This window comes from Acidovorax temperans (assembly GCF_028596105.1).
Taxonomy (GTDB): Bacteria; Pseudomonadota; Gammaproteobacteria; order Burkholderiales; family Burkholderiaceae_C; genus Acidovorax; species Acidovorax temperans.
Map to the genome: position 1 here is coordinate 1 of NZ_CP117193.1, position 15,516 is coordinate 15,516.

A 15,516-nucleotide genomic window follows, 5' to 3' on the forward strand; every position below is an offset into this window, starting at 1 on the left:
TCAGCCTTTGAGCGTCTGCTCCAGCACATGCAGCTGCTGGTTCAGCTCTGTCAGCTGCTGGCGCTCCGCAGAAATCTTGCGAACCGCATGCAACACGGTGGTGTGGTCGCGCCCGCCGAACAATTCTCCAATTTCTGGAAGGCTTTTTTGCGTCAGCTCCTTGGCCAGGTACATCGCAATCTGGCGTGGCCGCGCAATGCTGGCCGGGCGCTTCTTGCTGTACATGTCGGCGACCTTGATCTTGTAGTAGTCGGCCACCGTTTTTTGAATGTTTTCCACAGAAATTTGCCGGTTCTGAATGGACAGCAGATCTCTGAGCGCTTCGCGCGCCAGCTGGATCGAAATTTCCTTCTGGTTGAAGCGCGAATACGCCAGGATTTTGCGCAGCGCACCTTCCAGTTCGCGCACGTTGGAGCGCACGTTCTTGGCCACGAAGAAGGCGACTTCCTCGGGCATCTCCGTGCCTTCAACGCGCGCCTTGTTGATCAGGATGGCCACGCGCATTTCCAGCTCGGGCGGCTCAATCGCCACCGTCAGGCCCGAATCAAAGCGCGACACCAGCCGCTCGTGAATGTTGGCCAAGCCCTTCGGATACGTATCCGAAGTCATCACGATGTGGCTCTTTTTGGCCAGCAGGGCTTCAAAGGCGTTGAAGAACTCTTCCTGCGTGCGATCCTTGTTGGCAAAGAACTGCACGTCGTCGATCAGCAGCAGATCGAGCGAGTGGTAACGCTCTTTGAACTCGTCAAAGGTGCGGCGCTGGTAGGCCTTGACCACGTCGGACACGAACTGTTCGGCGTGGATGTAGAGGATCTTGGCGTCGGGCTTGTCTTGCAGCAGGCGGTTGCCCACAGCGTGCACCAAGTGGGTCTTGCCCAGGCCCACACCGCCGTAGATGAACAGGGGGTTGTACAGGTGCCCAGGCATGCCTGCGACGTGCATTGCTGCAGAGCGCGCCATGCGGTTGGCCGTGCCTTCCACCAGGGTTTCAAACGTGAGTGCGGGGTTCAGCCGGTTGCGGAAAGCGCCTGCGCTGCTGTCATCGCCGCCTCCATTGTTGGCCCCGGGCGTGCTTTGCCCGCCTTGTCCGTGGGTGGTGTCAGAGGCTTGGCTGGAGGATGGTGCTGCGCGCTGGTCTTGGGGCTGCGATGCCGGGCGCACGTAGGTGCGGGTGACGGCTTCGCGCTGGGCAATGGCCAGCTCCAGCGTGACTGGCTGGCCATACAAGCCTTCGAGCAATGCGGCGATGCGGCCTGCGTACTGGGCACGGATCCAGTCGAGTTTGAAACGGTTGGCCACCAGCAAGGTGACCTTGGAAAAATCTTCCGCCACCTGGGCCACCAGCGGCTTGATCCAGGTGTTGAATTGCTGCTCAGGAAGGTCTTGGGCCAGCTGTTCCACGCACGCCTGCCACAGGCCTTGTCCGGCATCTGAGCCTGAGGGTGCGTTGGGATTGCGGTGAGGTTCCTCGGTCATTGCAAGAAGTGTTTTTATTGTGGATAGGAGGAACGGGAAGAGGGGTGCGATTGTAGCTTGTCAAGGAGTTATCCACAATTTGCCGGGCGGTGACTTGGGGGCTGTGTTGCGGGGCTTTGTGGGCCATGTTGAGTCCGCGAAGGGCCTTCATGCGACGGCCAGCAGGTGCGGGAATCGAATGGAAATTCCACTGACCCCCTATGGCTGGAGGGAAGGAAAATTGCCAGGGGCATTGCCAGAACCCAAAGAGGCTGCGATAATTTTGGGTTTCCCTGAATGTGTTCAGGGTGATTTGACCCGGCGCGCCGTTATTTCTGCCCCAGAGGTCTGTGCACACCGCACTGCAATCGCAGCTGCCGGGCATGGGCTTGAGGGGGTTCAAGAGCAGCAGTCCGGAACTGAACCTCAAGGAATAGCAACATGAAACGTACTTACCAGCCTTCCAAGACCCGTCGCGCCCGCACCCACGGCTTCCTCGTTCGCATGAAGACCCGCGGTGGCCGCGCTGTGATCAACGCACGCCGCGCCAAGGGCCGCAAGCGCCTGGCTGTCTAAGGCCAAACCACCCACCGGCCTGCTCCCCGGTTTGTACCGTCAGGTCCTGAACGGGGTGCTCGCATGCAACGGCTGAAAACCCGTCCGCAGTTCCAGGCAGCCATGGCGGGGGGCACTGTCTCCCGTACAGCGCATTTTGCGTTGCACCGCCTGGCACTCACTGCCAGCGACTTGCCAGTGGTTTCCGCGCCACCTTCAGGGCCCGGTTCTTTGCTTCTAGAGCAAGGGCCGCAGGCCCTGTTTGGCGTTTCTGGCGTTTGGCTGGGCGCTATGGTGCCCAAGCGTTGGGCCCGGCGTGCCGTCACGCGCAACACCATCAAGCGGCAGATTTACGCGGTGGGTGCTTCATTCGAAGCCCGTTTGCCGCAGGCCGCCCATGTGGTGCGCCTGCGCACGGCGTTTGATCGCAAGCAATTCGTCAGCGCCAGCTCCGACCAGCTCAAGCAGGCTGTGCGCGCTGAACTTTTGCAATTGTTTGGTCAGGCAGCCAAGCGTCCGCCGGTTGCTGGCAGCAGTGCACAGCGGGACACCACGGCAGAGACTGCGCCATGATGCGAGCCCTGCTGATCGGTGTGGTCAAAGGCTATCGGCTGATACTCAGCCCCTGGCTGGGATCTGCCTGCCGGTTTGAGCCCACCTGCTCAGCGTATTCTTTGCAAGCCTTGCAGCAGCATGGCGCTGCCGCTGGCAGTTACCTCACGCTGCGCAGGCTGGTACGCTGCCACCCCTGGTGTGACGGCGGCTGCGATCCCGTGCCTGCGGAATTACCGCGTGGCATGCGATTGTTTTCGCGGCTGAACCCTTCCAACACCCAACCATCTTCACCAAAGAAGTCTTCATGAACGACATTCGCCGCACCATCTTGTGGGTGATTTTTGGCTTTTCCATGGTTTTGCTGTGGGACAAATGGCAATTGCACAACGGCAACAAGGCCACATTCTTCCCGTCGCCTGCCGCGGTGGGAGCCGCAGCCCCGGCAGCCGGAGCCTCGGCGCCGCTGGCCGGTGCAGCCAGCGTGCCAGCTTCCACCGCGCCTGCAGTCGCGTCCATCGGCGCCTCGGCCGTTCCCGGAACGCCTGCGCCAGCAGCTCCTGCAGCGCGTGAAAAAATCGAAGTCACCACCGACGTCTACCGCTTGACGTTTGACGGCGAAGGCGGCTCGCTCACGCACGCTGAGTTGTTGAAGCACGCGGACATGACCGACAAGGCGAAGAACTTTGTGCTGTTTGACGAGAGCACACAGCGCGTCTACGTCGCACAAACGGGCCTGATCGGTGGCAGCTTCCCCACCCACAAAACGGTGATGACTGCCTTGCCTGGCCCCCGTGCTCTCAAGGACGGTGAAAACGAGCTGACCATTCGCTTTGAATCGCCTGAGCAAGGCGGCGTCAAGCTGGTCAAGACCTGGACGCTCAAGCGTGGCGCTTACGACATCGCCGTCAAGCATGAAGTGGTGAACGTGGGCAGCACCGCAGTTTCGCCCCAGCTGTATCTGCAACTGGTGCGCGATGGCAACAAGCCGCCAGGAGAGTCTTCGTTCTACTCCACCTTCACAGGCCCTGCGGTGTACACCGATGCCAAGAAGTACCAGAAGATCGAGTTCAAGGACATCGAAAACGGCAAGGTGGACATTCCCAAGGAGTCCCCCAACGGTTACGTAGCCATGGTGCAGCATTACTTCGCCAGCGCCTGGCTGCTGGCTGATGGCGTGCAACGTGAGCTGTTCACCCGCAAGGTGAGCGATAACCTGTACTCGGTCGGCATGATCACGCCACTGGGCAACATCGACCCCGGCACGACCAAGGCGGTGGATGCCCGCCTGTTCGCAGGCCCCCAGGTCGAAACCATGCTGGAGAAACTCTCCACAGGCCTGGATCTGGTCAAGGACTATGGCTGGCTGGCCATTCTGTCCAAGCCGCTGTACTGGCTGCTCGACCAGCTGCACAAGCTGCTGGGCAACTGGGGCTGGTCCATCGTGGCCCTGGTGCTGTTGCTCAAGATTGCGTTCTACTGGCTCAATGCCAAGGCTTACGCCAGCATGGCCAAGATGAAGGCCATCAACCCCAAGATCATGGAGTTGCGTGAACGCCTGAAGGACAAGCCGCAGCAGATGCAGCAAGAGATGATGCGCATCTACCGTGAGGAAAAGGTCAACCCCATGGGCGGCTGCTTCCCCATCATGATCCAGATCCCTGTGTTCATCGCGCTGTACTGGGTGCTGCTGTCCAGCGTGGAAATGCGCAACGCTCCGTGGATTGGCTGGATCCACGACCTGTCGGCTCCCGATCCATTCTTCATCCTGCCTTTGCTGATGACGCTGTCGTCGCTGCTGCAGACCGCCCTGAACCCTGCGCCGCCGGACCCGATGCAGGCCAAGATGATGTGGTTCATGCCGCTGATCTTCAGCGTGATGTTCTTCTTCTTCCCCGCCGGCCTGGTGCTGTACTGGCTCACGAACAACATCCTGTCGATTGCCCAGCAGTGGATCATCAACACCCGCATGGGCGTGCCACCGCAGTTCAACCTGCCCAAGTTCAAGTGATCCTTTGTTGATCGCGAGAATGCGTTCTCAGAACCTCCAAGGCCGCGCAAGCGGCCTTTTTCATTCCCGAAGGGCCTGCCGTACCGCGATGGCAAGGGCCTGCCTTGTGTAAAGTGCCTGCCATGCTTGCCCGTCACGTTGATCCCATCGTTGCCATCGCCACCGCTCCCGGCCGGGGGGCTGTGGGTATCGTCCGAGTTTCTGGGAAAGGCTTGGCGGCCCTGGTGCAGAGCCTGTGTGGCCGAGAACTGCGCCCGCGCGAGGCCACCTACCTGCCGTTTCGTGATGCCCAGGGTCAGGCCATTGACCAAGGGTTGGCACTCTTCTTTCCCGCCCCCCACTCCTACACGGGCGAGGATGTGCTGGAGTTGCAGGCCCATGGCGGGCCGGTGGTGCTCCAGTTGCTGCTCGCGCGCTGCCTGGAAGCAGCGCAAGGCACCGCAAGCGCAAGCCCGGTGCTGCCGGGGCTGCGCGTGGCGCAGCCAGGCGAGTTCACAGAGCGGGCATTTTTGAACGACAAGATCGACCTGGCCCAGGCCGAGGCAATTGCTGACTTGATCGACGCCAGCACCGAGGCTGCAGCGCGCAGCGCCAGCCGGTCTTTGACTGGCGCGTTTTCGCACGAGATTCACGCACTGCGCGATGCACTGATCCACCTGCGCATGCTGGTGGAGGCCACGCTGGACTTCCCGGAAGAAGACATTGATTTCCTGGAGAAAGCCGACGCCCGAGGCCAGCTGGAGCGCCTGCAGGCCACCCTGGCCCAGGTGCGCCAGCGTGCGCAGCAGGGCGCTTTGCTGCGCGAAGGAATCAAGGTGGTCATTGCCGGCCAGCCAAACGCGGGCAAGAGTTCGCTGCTGAATGCGCTGGCGGGGGCAGAGCTCGCCATCGTCACCCCCATTGCGGGCACGACCCGCGACAAGGTGCAGCAGACCATCCAGATCGAAGGCGTGCCGCTGCATGTGATTGACACAGCTGGCCTGCGCGACAGCGACGACGAGGTGGAGCGCATCGGCATTGCGAGGGCATGGTCAGAGATTGAGGGGGCAGACGCCGTTCTCTTCTTGCATGATTTGTCGCGCACGAACCAGCCTGACTATTTGGCTGCAGATGCGGCCGTGGCGGCTTCCATGCAGCAAAAGATTCCTGCTTCCGTCCCGGTGATCGATGTGTGGAACAAGACCGATTGCACCAGTGCCGCCGTGGCGGATGCGGCTGGCTCTGGGGTTGTGAATCGACGTTCGGTTCGAATTTCTGCGCGTACGGGCGATGGTTTGGAAGCCCTGCGGCGCATACTTCTGGAAGTCGCTGGCTGGCAGTCGGCGCCTGAGGGGGTCTACATCGCGCGCGCGCGCCACGTGCAGGCGCTGGCGCAGGTGGACGCCCATCTGGCGCAAGCGTCAGCCCAGTTACTCATTTCCTCGCCTGCCCTGGATTTGCTGGCAGAAGAGTTGCGGCTGGCCCAGAACGCCTTGGGTGCGATCACCGGAGAGTTCTCCTCCGACGATCTGCTGGGCGTGATCTTCTCCAGCTTTTGCATTGGCAAGTAGCGCTCTCCACCGGGCAGCTTCTTTGTAAAGGGACGTAAGCGGTGCTTGTGTCTACTCTGTAACGCAGGTACTTTCAGACCCACTATGAATGCCCTAATGTCTACATCCCCTCGCGTTGATCTGCGCGGCCTGATTGATGCCATCGCCCAAGCCAGCGCAGACGATGCCATGACCAACCCTTTGTCGCCTGCGCAGTGGGAGGTGGTTGCACCTTACCTGCAGCCCACGGTGTTCCCGGCGAGCCACACCGTATTCAGCCAGGGAGCGCAAGACCGCACCCTGTATCTGGTGGAAAGCGGCACCTTGAGCGTGCACTACCAGGACGAAAAAGAACGTTTGCGCTTGGCCGTGGTGGGCCCTGGCTCGGTGGTGGGCGAGGGCGCATTCTTCTCGCACCGCCCACGCTCTGCCACCGTGCAGACCAGCGCGCCGTGCAAGCTGTGGGCGCTGCACGCCATGCGCTTCACCGAGCTGGCCAACCGCCAGCCGGCCGTTGCTTTGGCTTTGACAATGGCGGTGGGGTCTGTATTGGCCAAACGCTTGGGCAACCGCAAGCGCCGCGTTGCAGCCACCTGACTTTAGCGACGCTGATGGCGTTGCTGCCGAGGCAAAGTAACCAAGCTGTCTGTACCCCCAGTTACACTCGCACCGGATTGATTGCGAGCGTCCCTTCGAAGAAAGCAAGCCATGTCTCTGTTCAGTTGGTTCAGTCGCAAACCTGCACCACCCAAGGCCAAACCTCGCAGTGCGGGGGCTGAACCATCCGGTTTGTTGAATGCCGATGCCACCGTGCCTCTGGCTCCGGGGCGGCCAGGGCAGCCGCTGCTGCAGCCCGTCCCGCCAGAACATGCGGCTAACCGCAAGAACGAGCGCATGGAGCGGCGTGAATTGCTCTACACCGTGGTGCGCGATGCCATGGTGCGTGCAGGCGTGCTTTCGGCCAGCTATAAGTTCAAGGTCTTGTCGCTGGATCAGCGGGGTCGCCAGTTTCTGGTGATGATGGATTTGGCCCGCGAGTACGGCGGTGAGACCGCCCGTTTGAGCGAGATCGAGGCGCTGATTGCCCAGACTGCCAAGACCCGCTATGACATTCTGGTCACCGCGGTCTATTGGCGCATCAATGACCATGTGGCCGTGGGCCTGCCGCAAAAGGGCATCACCCCCACGCCGGTGCCGTCTGCTGCCGCGCCACAAGGCGTCGTCCGCAAGCCGGTGCCAGCGCCCGTCCCAGCAGCACCCGCACCGGTGGCCGCGCCAGCATCGTCGCTGCTGTTTCCGGCCGAGCCCGCTGCCCGTTTCCTCACCACGCCCACGGCGCTTGGCCGTACGCCCTCGGGCACCACTGCGCCCGCCCCGCAGCTGCCCGCGTCCAACACCGGTCCTGCTCCTTTGGTGCCCGCCAGTGCGCCAGCGCGGTTTGAGCCGATCGAGGCTGACGAGGTGGCCGCCTTCAAGCGAGCACTGGCCGAGGCTGCGGGCCGTGCGCCTGTAGCGCCTGCGGCCGCTGCGCGCCCTGGTGTGGCCGTACGCTCAGGCCCCTTGCTGCCTCCGTCCCATTCCACTGATTTTGCAGACACGGAAATGCCAGGATCGGATGGGCAGAGTACCGCGCTGAGCACCACCCAGTACGGCGAGTTGAACTGAACGGTTGCGTTCCTTGCCTGCTGTGCCAGTAAAAAAGGGAGCCCACGGGCTCCCTTTTTTATTAGTCGTGCTTCAGTGATGTGGCGAGGTGCTCAAGCCTTGGTGTCGAGCAGCGCGCCCATCATCCGGTCATTGGTCTTGAGCACTTGCACATTGGCCTTGAAGGCATAAGTAGCGGCCATCTGCTCAACCGCTTCCTGTTCAAGGGCTGAGCCTTCCTGCGGCGACCGCTGCACGCTGGCTCGCACGCCAGCGCCGCCAGGGCTTTCGGTTTGCTCAACCACCTGGCGGCGAAAGCCGGGCGTGTTCAGGTTGGCGACGTTGTGCGCGGACGTATCCAGCCGCAACTGTGCTGCCTGCAGGCCAGAATTGCCAATCGATGAAAGACTTGCCACGGTGCGACTCGCAAAGGGTGGAGTGGATCCCGATTGTCCGCCCTCTCACGGGCGCTGGCAAGCGGCTGGCGTACTAGCGCTGAGCGGCATGGGCTCGGGCCAGGCAATCCTGAAATGCTTGCGTGGCCCGCGAGGGGGTGGGAGAGCGCCGCACCATGCTCACGAACTTGCACTCGTAGTGGAACTGGTCGGGCTGCACGGCCTGCATGCGGCCGGTGCGTTCAAATGCCTCGGCGTAATGGTCTGGCAGAAAGCCCAGAAAACGGCCCGACAGGATCAGCGTGGCAATCGACTCCTGGTCAAACCCGGTGGCGGTGCGGGTCAGTTCTGCGCGGTGGCTCAGCTCCATGTTGGGCGAGTGGTAGCCCAGCCCCGCAAACGGATAGCTGCGCAGGCTGTCCCAATCCAGGGCTGGGTGCTGCGCGCCATACAGGGGGTGGCCCGCACCGCAATACAGCAGCATGGTTTCGGTGAACAGGTCGGTGTAGATCAGGCTTTGGGAGCTGCGGTGGGCCGGGATGATGCCCACGTGGTAGCTGCCATCCATCACGCCGCGCTCAATGGTGTTGATGGAGCCCACATGCAATTGCAGGTTGACCCCCGGTGCCTGCTCGGCAAAGGCCGCAATCGCTTCACTGATGCGCGCGGCCGGGTTGCTGGCGGTTTTGTCAAACACTGCCACCGCCAGTTGCCCCCCCATGCGCGAATGGATGTCGTCGATGCTGCTGCGAAACGCGTCCACCGCGCTGAGCAGGCGCAGGGTCTCGTCGTACACCCGCTGGCCTTCGGCCGTCAGGGCAAACCCCGCGCGCCCGCGCCGGCACAGCGTCAGGCCTAGCCGCGTTTCCAGGTCTTTCATGTGGCGGCTTACGGTGCTGGTGCCAATGTTCAATTCCAGCTCGGCCGCGGCCATGCCGCCGCACTCGGCCACGCTTTTGAAGACCTGCAGCAGGCGCAGATCCATGTCGCTGAGCTGACCCAGCACGGCGCGGTGTTTGGCGGGGGCTGCCACGGGCAGCGCGGCGGGGGCTTTTACTTGCATAAATCCTCAAGTAAACATGGATATTGCTTCATTTGAGAGATTAACACCGCCCCCAACAATGGCGCTTCGTGATCACCGTGTCCGACCGTTTCTATTGCCAGGATATTGCCAGGAGAGAGCCATGAGCTTCGCCGTCACCGACCCTACCCCCACAGCCCCCGTGCGCACCGACGCCGCCTGGCTCGACGCCCACTGGATGCCCTACACCGGCAACCGCCAGTTCAAGGCCAACCCGCGCATGATCGTGGAGGGCAGCGGCGCCTACTACACCGACTCCGAAGGCCGCAAGATTTTTGACGGCCTCTCGGGCCTGTGGTGCGCGGGCCTGGGCCATGGCCGCCGCGAGATCGCCGAAGCCATTGGCAAGCAGGCGATGAAGCTCGATTACGCGCCCGCCTTCCAGTTCGGTCACCCGCTGTCGTTCGAACTGGCCAACCGCGTCAAAGAGCTGACACCCGCAGGGCTGGACTATGTGTTCTTCACCGGCTCAGGCTCCGAGTCGGCCGACACGTCTCTGAAGATGGCCCGCGCCTACTGGCGCGCCAAGGGCCAGGGCACCAAGACGCGCCTGATCGGCCGCGAAAAGGGCTACCACGGCGTGAACTTCGGCGGCATCTCGGTGGGCGGCATCGTGGCCAACCGCAAGCTGTTTGGCCAGGGCGTGGAGGCCGACCACCTGCCCCACACCCAGCCGCCCGCAGGATCGTTCCACAAGGGCATGCCGCCCACGGGCAAGGAACTGGCCGACCGCCTGCTCGATGTGATTGCGCTGCACGATGCCAGCAACATCGCCGCCGTCATCGTAGAGCCGTTCTCCGGCTCGGCCGGTGTGGTGATCCCGCCCGTGGGTTACTTGCAGCGCCTGCGCGAGATCTGCACGCAAAACAACATCTTGCTGATTTTTGACGAGGTGATCAGCGGTTTTGGCCGCTCGGGTGCGTTCACCGGGGCTGAGGCTTTTGGCGTGACGCCTGACATCCTGAACTTTGCCAAGCAGGTCACCAACGGCGCGCAGCCCCTGGGTGGCGTGATTGCCAGCAAGGAGATCTACGACACCTTCATGGCGGCAGGCGGCCCCGAGTACATGCTCGAATTCCCGCACGGCTACACCTACTCGGCCCACCCGGTGGCCTGCGCAGCGGGCATTGCGGCTCTCGACATCCTGCAAAAGGAAGACATGATCGGCCGCGTGAACGCGCTGGCCCCGTACTTTGAGCAGGCCGTGCACAGCCTGAAGGGCGCCAAGCATGTGGCCGACATCCGCAACTTTGGCCTGGCTGCCGGCTTCACCATTGCCGCCGTGCCCGGCGAGCCTGCCAAGCGCCCTTACGAGATTGCGATGAAGTGCTGGGAAAAGGGCTTTTACGTGCGATACGGTGGCGACACCATCCAACTCGCGCCACCGTTCATCAGCACCGAGGCTGAGATTGACCGCCTGATCAGCGCCCTGGGTGATGCCCTGCACGAAACTGCCTGAACTCCTGATTTGATAGCTGCTGGCGCATGATAGATAAGCGCTGGAGGCACTTTTGATTTGAAATTTTTATGAACCACGACAAGAACGTCACCACCACCATCGGCCACCTGATCGACGGCAAGATCGTTGCAGACAACGAGCGCACGCAGCCCGTGTTCAACCCCGCCACCGGCCAATCGACCACCAGCGTAGCGCTGGCGAGCAAGGCCACAGTGGAAGCCGCCATTGCCTCCGCCGAGGCCGCCTTCCCCGCCTGGCGCAACACGCCGCCGCTCAAGCGTGCGCGGGTGATGAGCAAGCTGAAGGTGCTGCTCGAAGAGAACGCCGACAAGATCGCCGCCCTGATCACCGCCGAGCACGGCAAGGTGCTGGCCGATGCGCACGGCGAGCTGCAGCGCGGTATTGAGAACGTGGAGTACGCGAGCTACGCGCCCGAGTTGCTCAAGGGCGAGCACAGCCGCAATGTGGGCCCGAGCATCGACTCGTGGAGCGAATTCCAGGCGCTGGGGGTGACGGCAGGCATCACGCCGTTCAACTTCCCGGCCATGGTGCCGCTGTGGATGTGGCCCATGGCCGTGGCCTGCGGCAACACCTTCGTGCTCAAGCCGTCCGAGCGCGACCCCAGCAGCACGCTGTTCATCGCCCAACTGGCGCTGGAGGCAGGCCTGCCGCCCGGCGTGCTGAACGTGGTCAACGGCGACAAGACCGCCGTGGACACGCTGCTGCGCGACGCGCGCGTCAAGGCGGTGAGCTTTGTCGGCTCCACGCCGATTGCCGAATACATCTACGCCGAAGGCTGCAAGCACGGCAAGCGCGTGCAGGCCCTGGGTGGCGCCAAGAACCACGCCGTGCTGATGCCCGACGCCGACGTGGACAACGCCGTGAGTGCCCTGATGGGCGCGGCCTACGGATCGTGCGGCGAGCGCTGCATGGCCATCCCGCTGCTGGTGGCGGTGGGCGACGCAGTGGGTGACGCCGTGATTGCAGGCCTCAAGACCGAGATCGCCAAGATGAAGGTCGGCCCCGGCACCGACAACAGCAACGACATGGGCCCGCTGGTGACCAAGCCGCATTTTGAAAAGGTGAAAGCGTATGTGGATAGCGGCGTGGCCGAAGGCGCCACGCTGGTGGTGGACGGCCGCTCGGTGAAGGTCGCCGGTCATGAAGAAGGCTACTTCCTGGGCGCCTGCCTGTTCGACAACGTCAAGCCCGGCATGAAGATCTACCAGGAAGAAATCTTCGGCCCCGTGCTCGGCGTGGTGCGCGTGAAGACGCTGCAAGAAGCCATGCAGCTCATCAACGACCACGAATACGGCAACGGTACCTGCATTTTCACGCGCGACGGCGAGGCCGCCCGCTACTTCACCGACCACATCCAGGTCGGTATGGTGGGCGTGAACGTGCCCCTGCCCGTGCCCGTGGCCTACCACTCGTTCGGCGGCTGGAAGCGCAGCCTGTTCGGCGACCTGCACGCCTACGGCCCGGACGCCGTGCGCTTCTACACCAAGCGCAAGACGATCACCCAGCGCTGGCCGTCGGCGGGGGTGCGCGAGGGGGCGGTGTTCAGCTTCCCCAGCAGCCGCTGAGCTCGCCAGTCGCTCGCACGAACGGCCCCTCGCGGGCCGTTTTTTCATGGCTTATCAGTGGGGGCGCTTGGACCCTATGCGTTGGCGGCGGCAGTCCATAGCTTTTATGCATCGGCCCTGCCCGAAAACCCGCCTGCACAGGAGCACAATGCGTGCCCTGCCCTTTGAGCTGGCGCTAACCTCGTAAGCAGATACGCTTACTAGGGTTTTTACGTAACGACGCCTACAATCGCAGACCCTTACAGAGCTGACAGCCTTCGCCGGGCATGTGTCCGGTGGTTGCTGCGCCTTACCCCCAAGCTGGAGACACTGCATGCCCGAGAACACCACGGCCCAGAACAACAACCCAGACAAACGTGCCCAGCTGCGCCGCGCGGCACTCGAATACCACGAGTTCCCCAAGCCCGGCAAGATCGCCATCGCTGCCACCAAGCAGATGGTGAACCAGCACGATCTGGCACTGGCCTACTCGCCGGGTGTCGCAGCGCCGTGTGAAGAAATCGTCAAGGACCCCAACGCCGCCTTCAGGTACACCAGCCGCGGCAACCTGGTGGGCGTGGTCACCAATGGCACTGCCGTGCTGGGGCTGGGCGACATTGGCCCGCTGGCCGGCAAGCCAGTGATGGAGGGCAAGGGCGTTCTGTTCAAGAAGTTCTCGGGTATCGATGTGTTCGACATCGAAATCAACGAGAAGGACCCCGAAAAGCTGGTCGAAATCATCGCCAGTCTGGAGCCCACGTTCGGCGGCATCAACCTCGAAGACATCAAGGCGCCCGACTGCTTCTACATCGAACGCAAGCTGCGCGAGCGCATGAAGATTCCGGTCTTCCACGACGACCAGCACGGTACCGCCATCGTGGTGGGCGCGGCCATCCTCAACGGCCTGAAGGTTGCGGGCAAAGACCCCAAGAAAGTGAAACTGGTCACTTCGGGCGCCGGCGCCGCCGCCCTGGCCTGCCTGGGCTTGCTGGTCAAGCTGGGCATCCCGCGTGAAAACATCTGGGTGACCGACCTGGCGGGTGTGGTGTACGAAGGCCGCACCGAGCTGATGGACGAGGACAAGCGCCAGTTTGCGCAAAAGACCGACCTGCGCACCCTGAGTGAAGTGATCGACGGTGCCGACGTGTTCCTCGGCCTGTCTGCGGGTGGCGTGCTCAAGCAGGACATGGTCAAGAAAATGGCCACGCGCCCCCTGATCTTCGCGCTGGCCAACCCGAATCCAGAAATCCAGCCCGAAGACGTGAAAGCCGTGCGCGACGACGCCATCATCGCCACGGGCCGCACGGACTACCCCAACCAGGTCAACAACGTCCTGTGCTTTCCGTACATCTTTCGTGGCGCGCTCGACAGCGGCGCCACCACCATCACGCTGGAGATGGAAATTGCTGCCGTGCACGCCATCGCCGAGCTGGCCCAGGCCGAGCAAAGCGAAGTGGTGGCAGCCGCCTACGTGGGCGAGCCCCTGGCGTTTGGCCCCGAATACCTCATCCCCAAGCCGTTTGACCCGCGCCTGATGATGATGATTGCCCCGGCCGTGGCCCAGGCGGCTGCCGACAGCGGTGTGGCGCTGCGCCCCATCGCCGACATGGACGCCTACCGCGACCATCTGCAGACCTTCGTGTATGCCTCCGGCACCACGATGAAGCCCATCTTCACCGCCGCCAAGAGCGCCGCCAAAAAGCGTGTGGCCTATGCCGAGGGCGAGGAAGAGCGCGTGCTGCGCGCCGCGCAAATCGTGGTGGACGAAAAAATCGCCCGCCCCACGCTGATTGGCCGTCCCAAGGTGATCGCCGAGCGCGTCGAAAAATTTGGCCTGCGCCTGCAGGAAGGGCGCGACTACGACGTGGTCAACGTCGAGAACGACCACCGCTACCGCGACTTCTGGCAAACCTACCACCGCATGACCGAACGCAAGGGCGTCACGGTGCCGATCGCCAAGATCGAGATGCGCCGCCGCCTGTCACTGATCGGTGCCATGCTGCTGCACAAGGGCGAGGTCGATGGCCTGATCGCCGGTACCTGGGGCCACACCAGCCTGCATTTGAACTACATCGATCAGGTGATTGGCAAGCGCGCAGGCGTGACCACCTACGCCTGCATGAACGGCCTGATGCTGCCTGACCGCCAGGTCTTCCTGGTCGATACGCACGTCAACTATGACCCCACCGCCGAGCAGCTGGCCGAAATCACCGTGATGGCAGCCGAGGAAATGATGCGCTTCGGTATCAAGCCTAAGGCGGCGCTGCTGTCGCACTCCAACTTCGGCTCCAGCAACCAGCCAAGCGCCGTCAAGATGCGCCAGACGCTGGAACTGCTGCGTGTGCAGGCCCCCTGGCTGGAAGTGGATGGCGAGATGCACGGCGACGTGGCGCTGGACAGCAAGGCCCGCGCGGCGCTCATGCCCAACAGTGACCTGATTGGCGATGCCAACCTGCTGGTGCTGCCCAACATCGACGCGGCCAACATCTCCTACAACCTGCTCAAGACCGCCGCGGGCGGCAACATCGCCATTGGCCCCGTGCTGCTGGGTGCCGCACAGCCCGTGCACATTCTCACCGCCAGCACCACGGTGCGCCGGATCGTGAATATGACGGCTTTGACCGTTGCTGACGCCAACGCGTCGCGATAAGGCATTAAAAGATAGTAAAGACCAACTTTGTTTGGTCTTGCCCCCTGCAGCGCCTGCCCAATATTTGGGCAGGCGCTTGCTTTTTGGGGGGTATTGCGTCACACTATGGCCTCGAAATTTCGGGGTTTACCCGTGGTTTCTGAAAGGTGTCGTTGATGCTGAAGGCTATTGCCGCACGGGTTCGCAAGGCTGGAGTTTTGTGGGTTCTTGGTGCTGCGTTTGTGTTGGCTCCGGTGGCGGGTCAGGCCCGCCAAAATCCGTCGGATGCTGGTTCGCTCTCCTCCATGGCGTTGGCCGATCTGCCTGCACAAGGGCGGGCCACCTATGCCCTTATTCACGAGGGTGGGCCCTTTCCCTACGAGAAAGACGGCACAGTGTTTGGTAACCGCGAACGCATCTTGCCGGCACAAAAGCGCGGTTATTACCGCGAGTACACCGTCAAAACGCCAGGTGCGCGTAACCGGGGTGCACGCCGCATAGTGTGTGGAGGCCAGCAGCCCCGGATGCCGGACGCCTGCTACTACACCAGCGACCACTACGCCAGTTTCCGCGTGATCGTCAATTGACTTTCCCCCGCAGCGGTGTGTGCCAGCCAGTTTTTGGCGGTGCGCGGCGTGACC

At 62.6% G+C, this 15,516-nt stretch carries 14 protein-coding genes; 11 read left to right on the forward strand and 3 right to left on the reverse strand.

What is annotated here, in order from left to right:
* On the reverse strand, window positions 1-1,476 hold the full coding sequence (gene dnaA, locus PQV96_RS00005) for a chromosomal replication initiator protein DnaA (RefSeq protein ID WP_142082661.1): 1,476 nt from the start codon (window positions 1,474-1,476) through the stop codon (window positions 1-3).
* A 420-nt stretch (window positions 1,477-1,896) separates the two neighbouring features.
* On the opposite strand from dnaA, the gene rpmH reads away from it, so the two are divergent.
* The 7 genes from rpmH to PQV96_RS00040 all read left to right on the forward strand — a co-directional run bounded on the left by rpmH (window position 1,897) and on the right by PQV96_RS00040 (window position 7,767).
* Window positions 1,897-2,031: a 50S ribosomal protein L34 gene (gene rpmH, locus PQV96_RS00010; protein WP_005798102.1), complete on the forward strand. Its 135-nt coding sequence runs from the start codon at window positions 1,897-1,899 to the stop codon at window positions 2,029-2,031.
* 63 nt (window positions 2,032-2,094) lie between these two features.
* Window positions 2,095-2,583, forward strand: a complete 489-nt coding sequence (locus tag PQV96_RS00015; protein ID WP_273624183.1) for a ribonuclease P protein component — start codon at window positions 2,095-2,097, stop codon at window positions 2,581-2,583.
* Window positions 2,580-2,873, forward strand: coding sequence for a membrane protein insertion efficiency factor YidD (yidD, locus tag PQV96_RS00020; protein ID WP_084601360.1), 294 nt, complete (start codon window positions 2,580-2,582; stop codon window positions 2,871-2,873). The genes PQV96_RS00015 and yidD overlap by 4 nt, the downstream gene beginning before the upstream one ends.
* The gene (gene yidC, locus PQV96_RS00025) at window positions 2,870-4,573 is read left to right on the forward strand and encodes a membrane protein insertase YidC (protein ID WP_273624184.1); all 1,704 of its coding nucleotides are present in this window, start codon (window positions 2,870-2,872) and stop codon (window positions 4,571-4,573) included. Before yidD ends, yidC begins: the two co-directional genes overlap by 4 nt.
* A gap of 122 nt (window positions 4,574-4,695) precedes the next feature.
* Window positions 4,696-6,123, forward strand: coding sequence for a tRNA uridine-5-carboxymethylaminomethyl(34) synthesis GTPase MnmE (gene mnmE, locus PQV96_RS00030; protein ID WP_207373552.1), 1,428 nt, complete (start codon window positions 4,696-4,698; stop codon window positions 6,121-6,123).
* An 84-nt stretch (window positions 6,124-6,207) separates the two neighbouring features.
* Window positions 6,208-6,699, forward strand: coding sequence for a Crp/Fnr family transcriptional regulator (locus PQV96_RS00035; RefSeq protein ID WP_207373553.1), 492 nt, complete (start codon window positions 6,208-6,210; stop codon window positions 6,697-6,699).
* Window positions 6,700-6,810: 111 nt separating this feature from the next.
* Window positions 6,811-7,767: a hypothetical protein gene (locus PQV96_RS00040; protein WP_273624185.1), complete on the forward strand. Its 957-nt coding sequence runs from the start codon at window positions 6,811-6,813 to the stop codon at window positions 7,765-7,767.
* Window positions 7,768-7,859: 92 nt separating this feature from the next.
* Here the strand turns inward: PQV96_RS00040 and PQV96_RS00045 are convergent, their stop codons facing one another.
* Window positions 7,860-8,162 (reverse strand): flagellar basal body protein, encoded by a 303-nt coding sequence (locus tag PQV96_RS00045; protein ID WP_066695372.1) that lies wholly within the window; start codon window positions 8,160-8,162, stop codon window positions 7,860-7,862.
* A 73-nt stretch (window positions 8,163-8,235) separates the two neighbouring features.
* The gene (locus PQV96_RS00050) at window positions 8,236-9,204 is read right to left on the reverse strand and encodes a LysR family transcriptional regulator (RefSeq protein ID WP_066695374.1); all 969 of its coding nucleotides are present in this window, start codon (window positions 9,202-9,204) and stop codon (window positions 8,236-8,238) included.
* Between the two features lie 121 nt (window positions 9,205-9,325).
* Between PQV96_RS00050 and aptA the strand changes: the two genes are divergently transcribed.
* From aptA to PQV96_RS00070, 4 genes are all read left to right on the forward strand, one after another.
* Complete coding sequence (gene aptA, locus PQV96_RS00055; protein WP_207373555.1) at window positions 9,326-10,681, forward strand: omega-aminotransferase AptA; 1,356 nt, start codon at window positions 9,326-9,328, stop codon at window positions 10,679-10,681.
* 68 nt (window positions 10,682-10,749) lie between these two features.
* Window positions 10,750-12,267: a CoA-acylating methylmalonate-semialdehyde dehydrogenase gene (locus PQV96_RS00060; RefSeq protein ID WP_207373556.1), complete on the forward strand. Its 1,518-nt coding sequence runs from the start codon at window positions 10,750-10,752 to the stop codon at window positions 12,265-12,267.
* Window positions 12,268-12,580: 313 nt separating this feature from the next.
* Window positions 12,581-14,896 (forward strand): NADP-dependent malic enzyme, encoded by a 2,316-nt coding sequence (locus PQV96_RS00065; protein ID WP_207373557.1) that lies wholly within the window; start codon window positions 12,581-12,583, stop codon window positions 14,894-14,896.
* A gap of 155 nt (window positions 14,897-15,051) precedes the next feature.
* Window positions 15,052-15,462 (forward strand): guanyl-specific ribonuclease, encoded by a 411-nt coding sequence (locus PQV96_RS00070; protein ID WP_207373558.1) that lies wholly within the window; start codon window positions 15,052-15,054, stop codon window positions 15,460-15,462.
* Window positions 15,463-15,516: the final 54 nt, after the last annotated feature.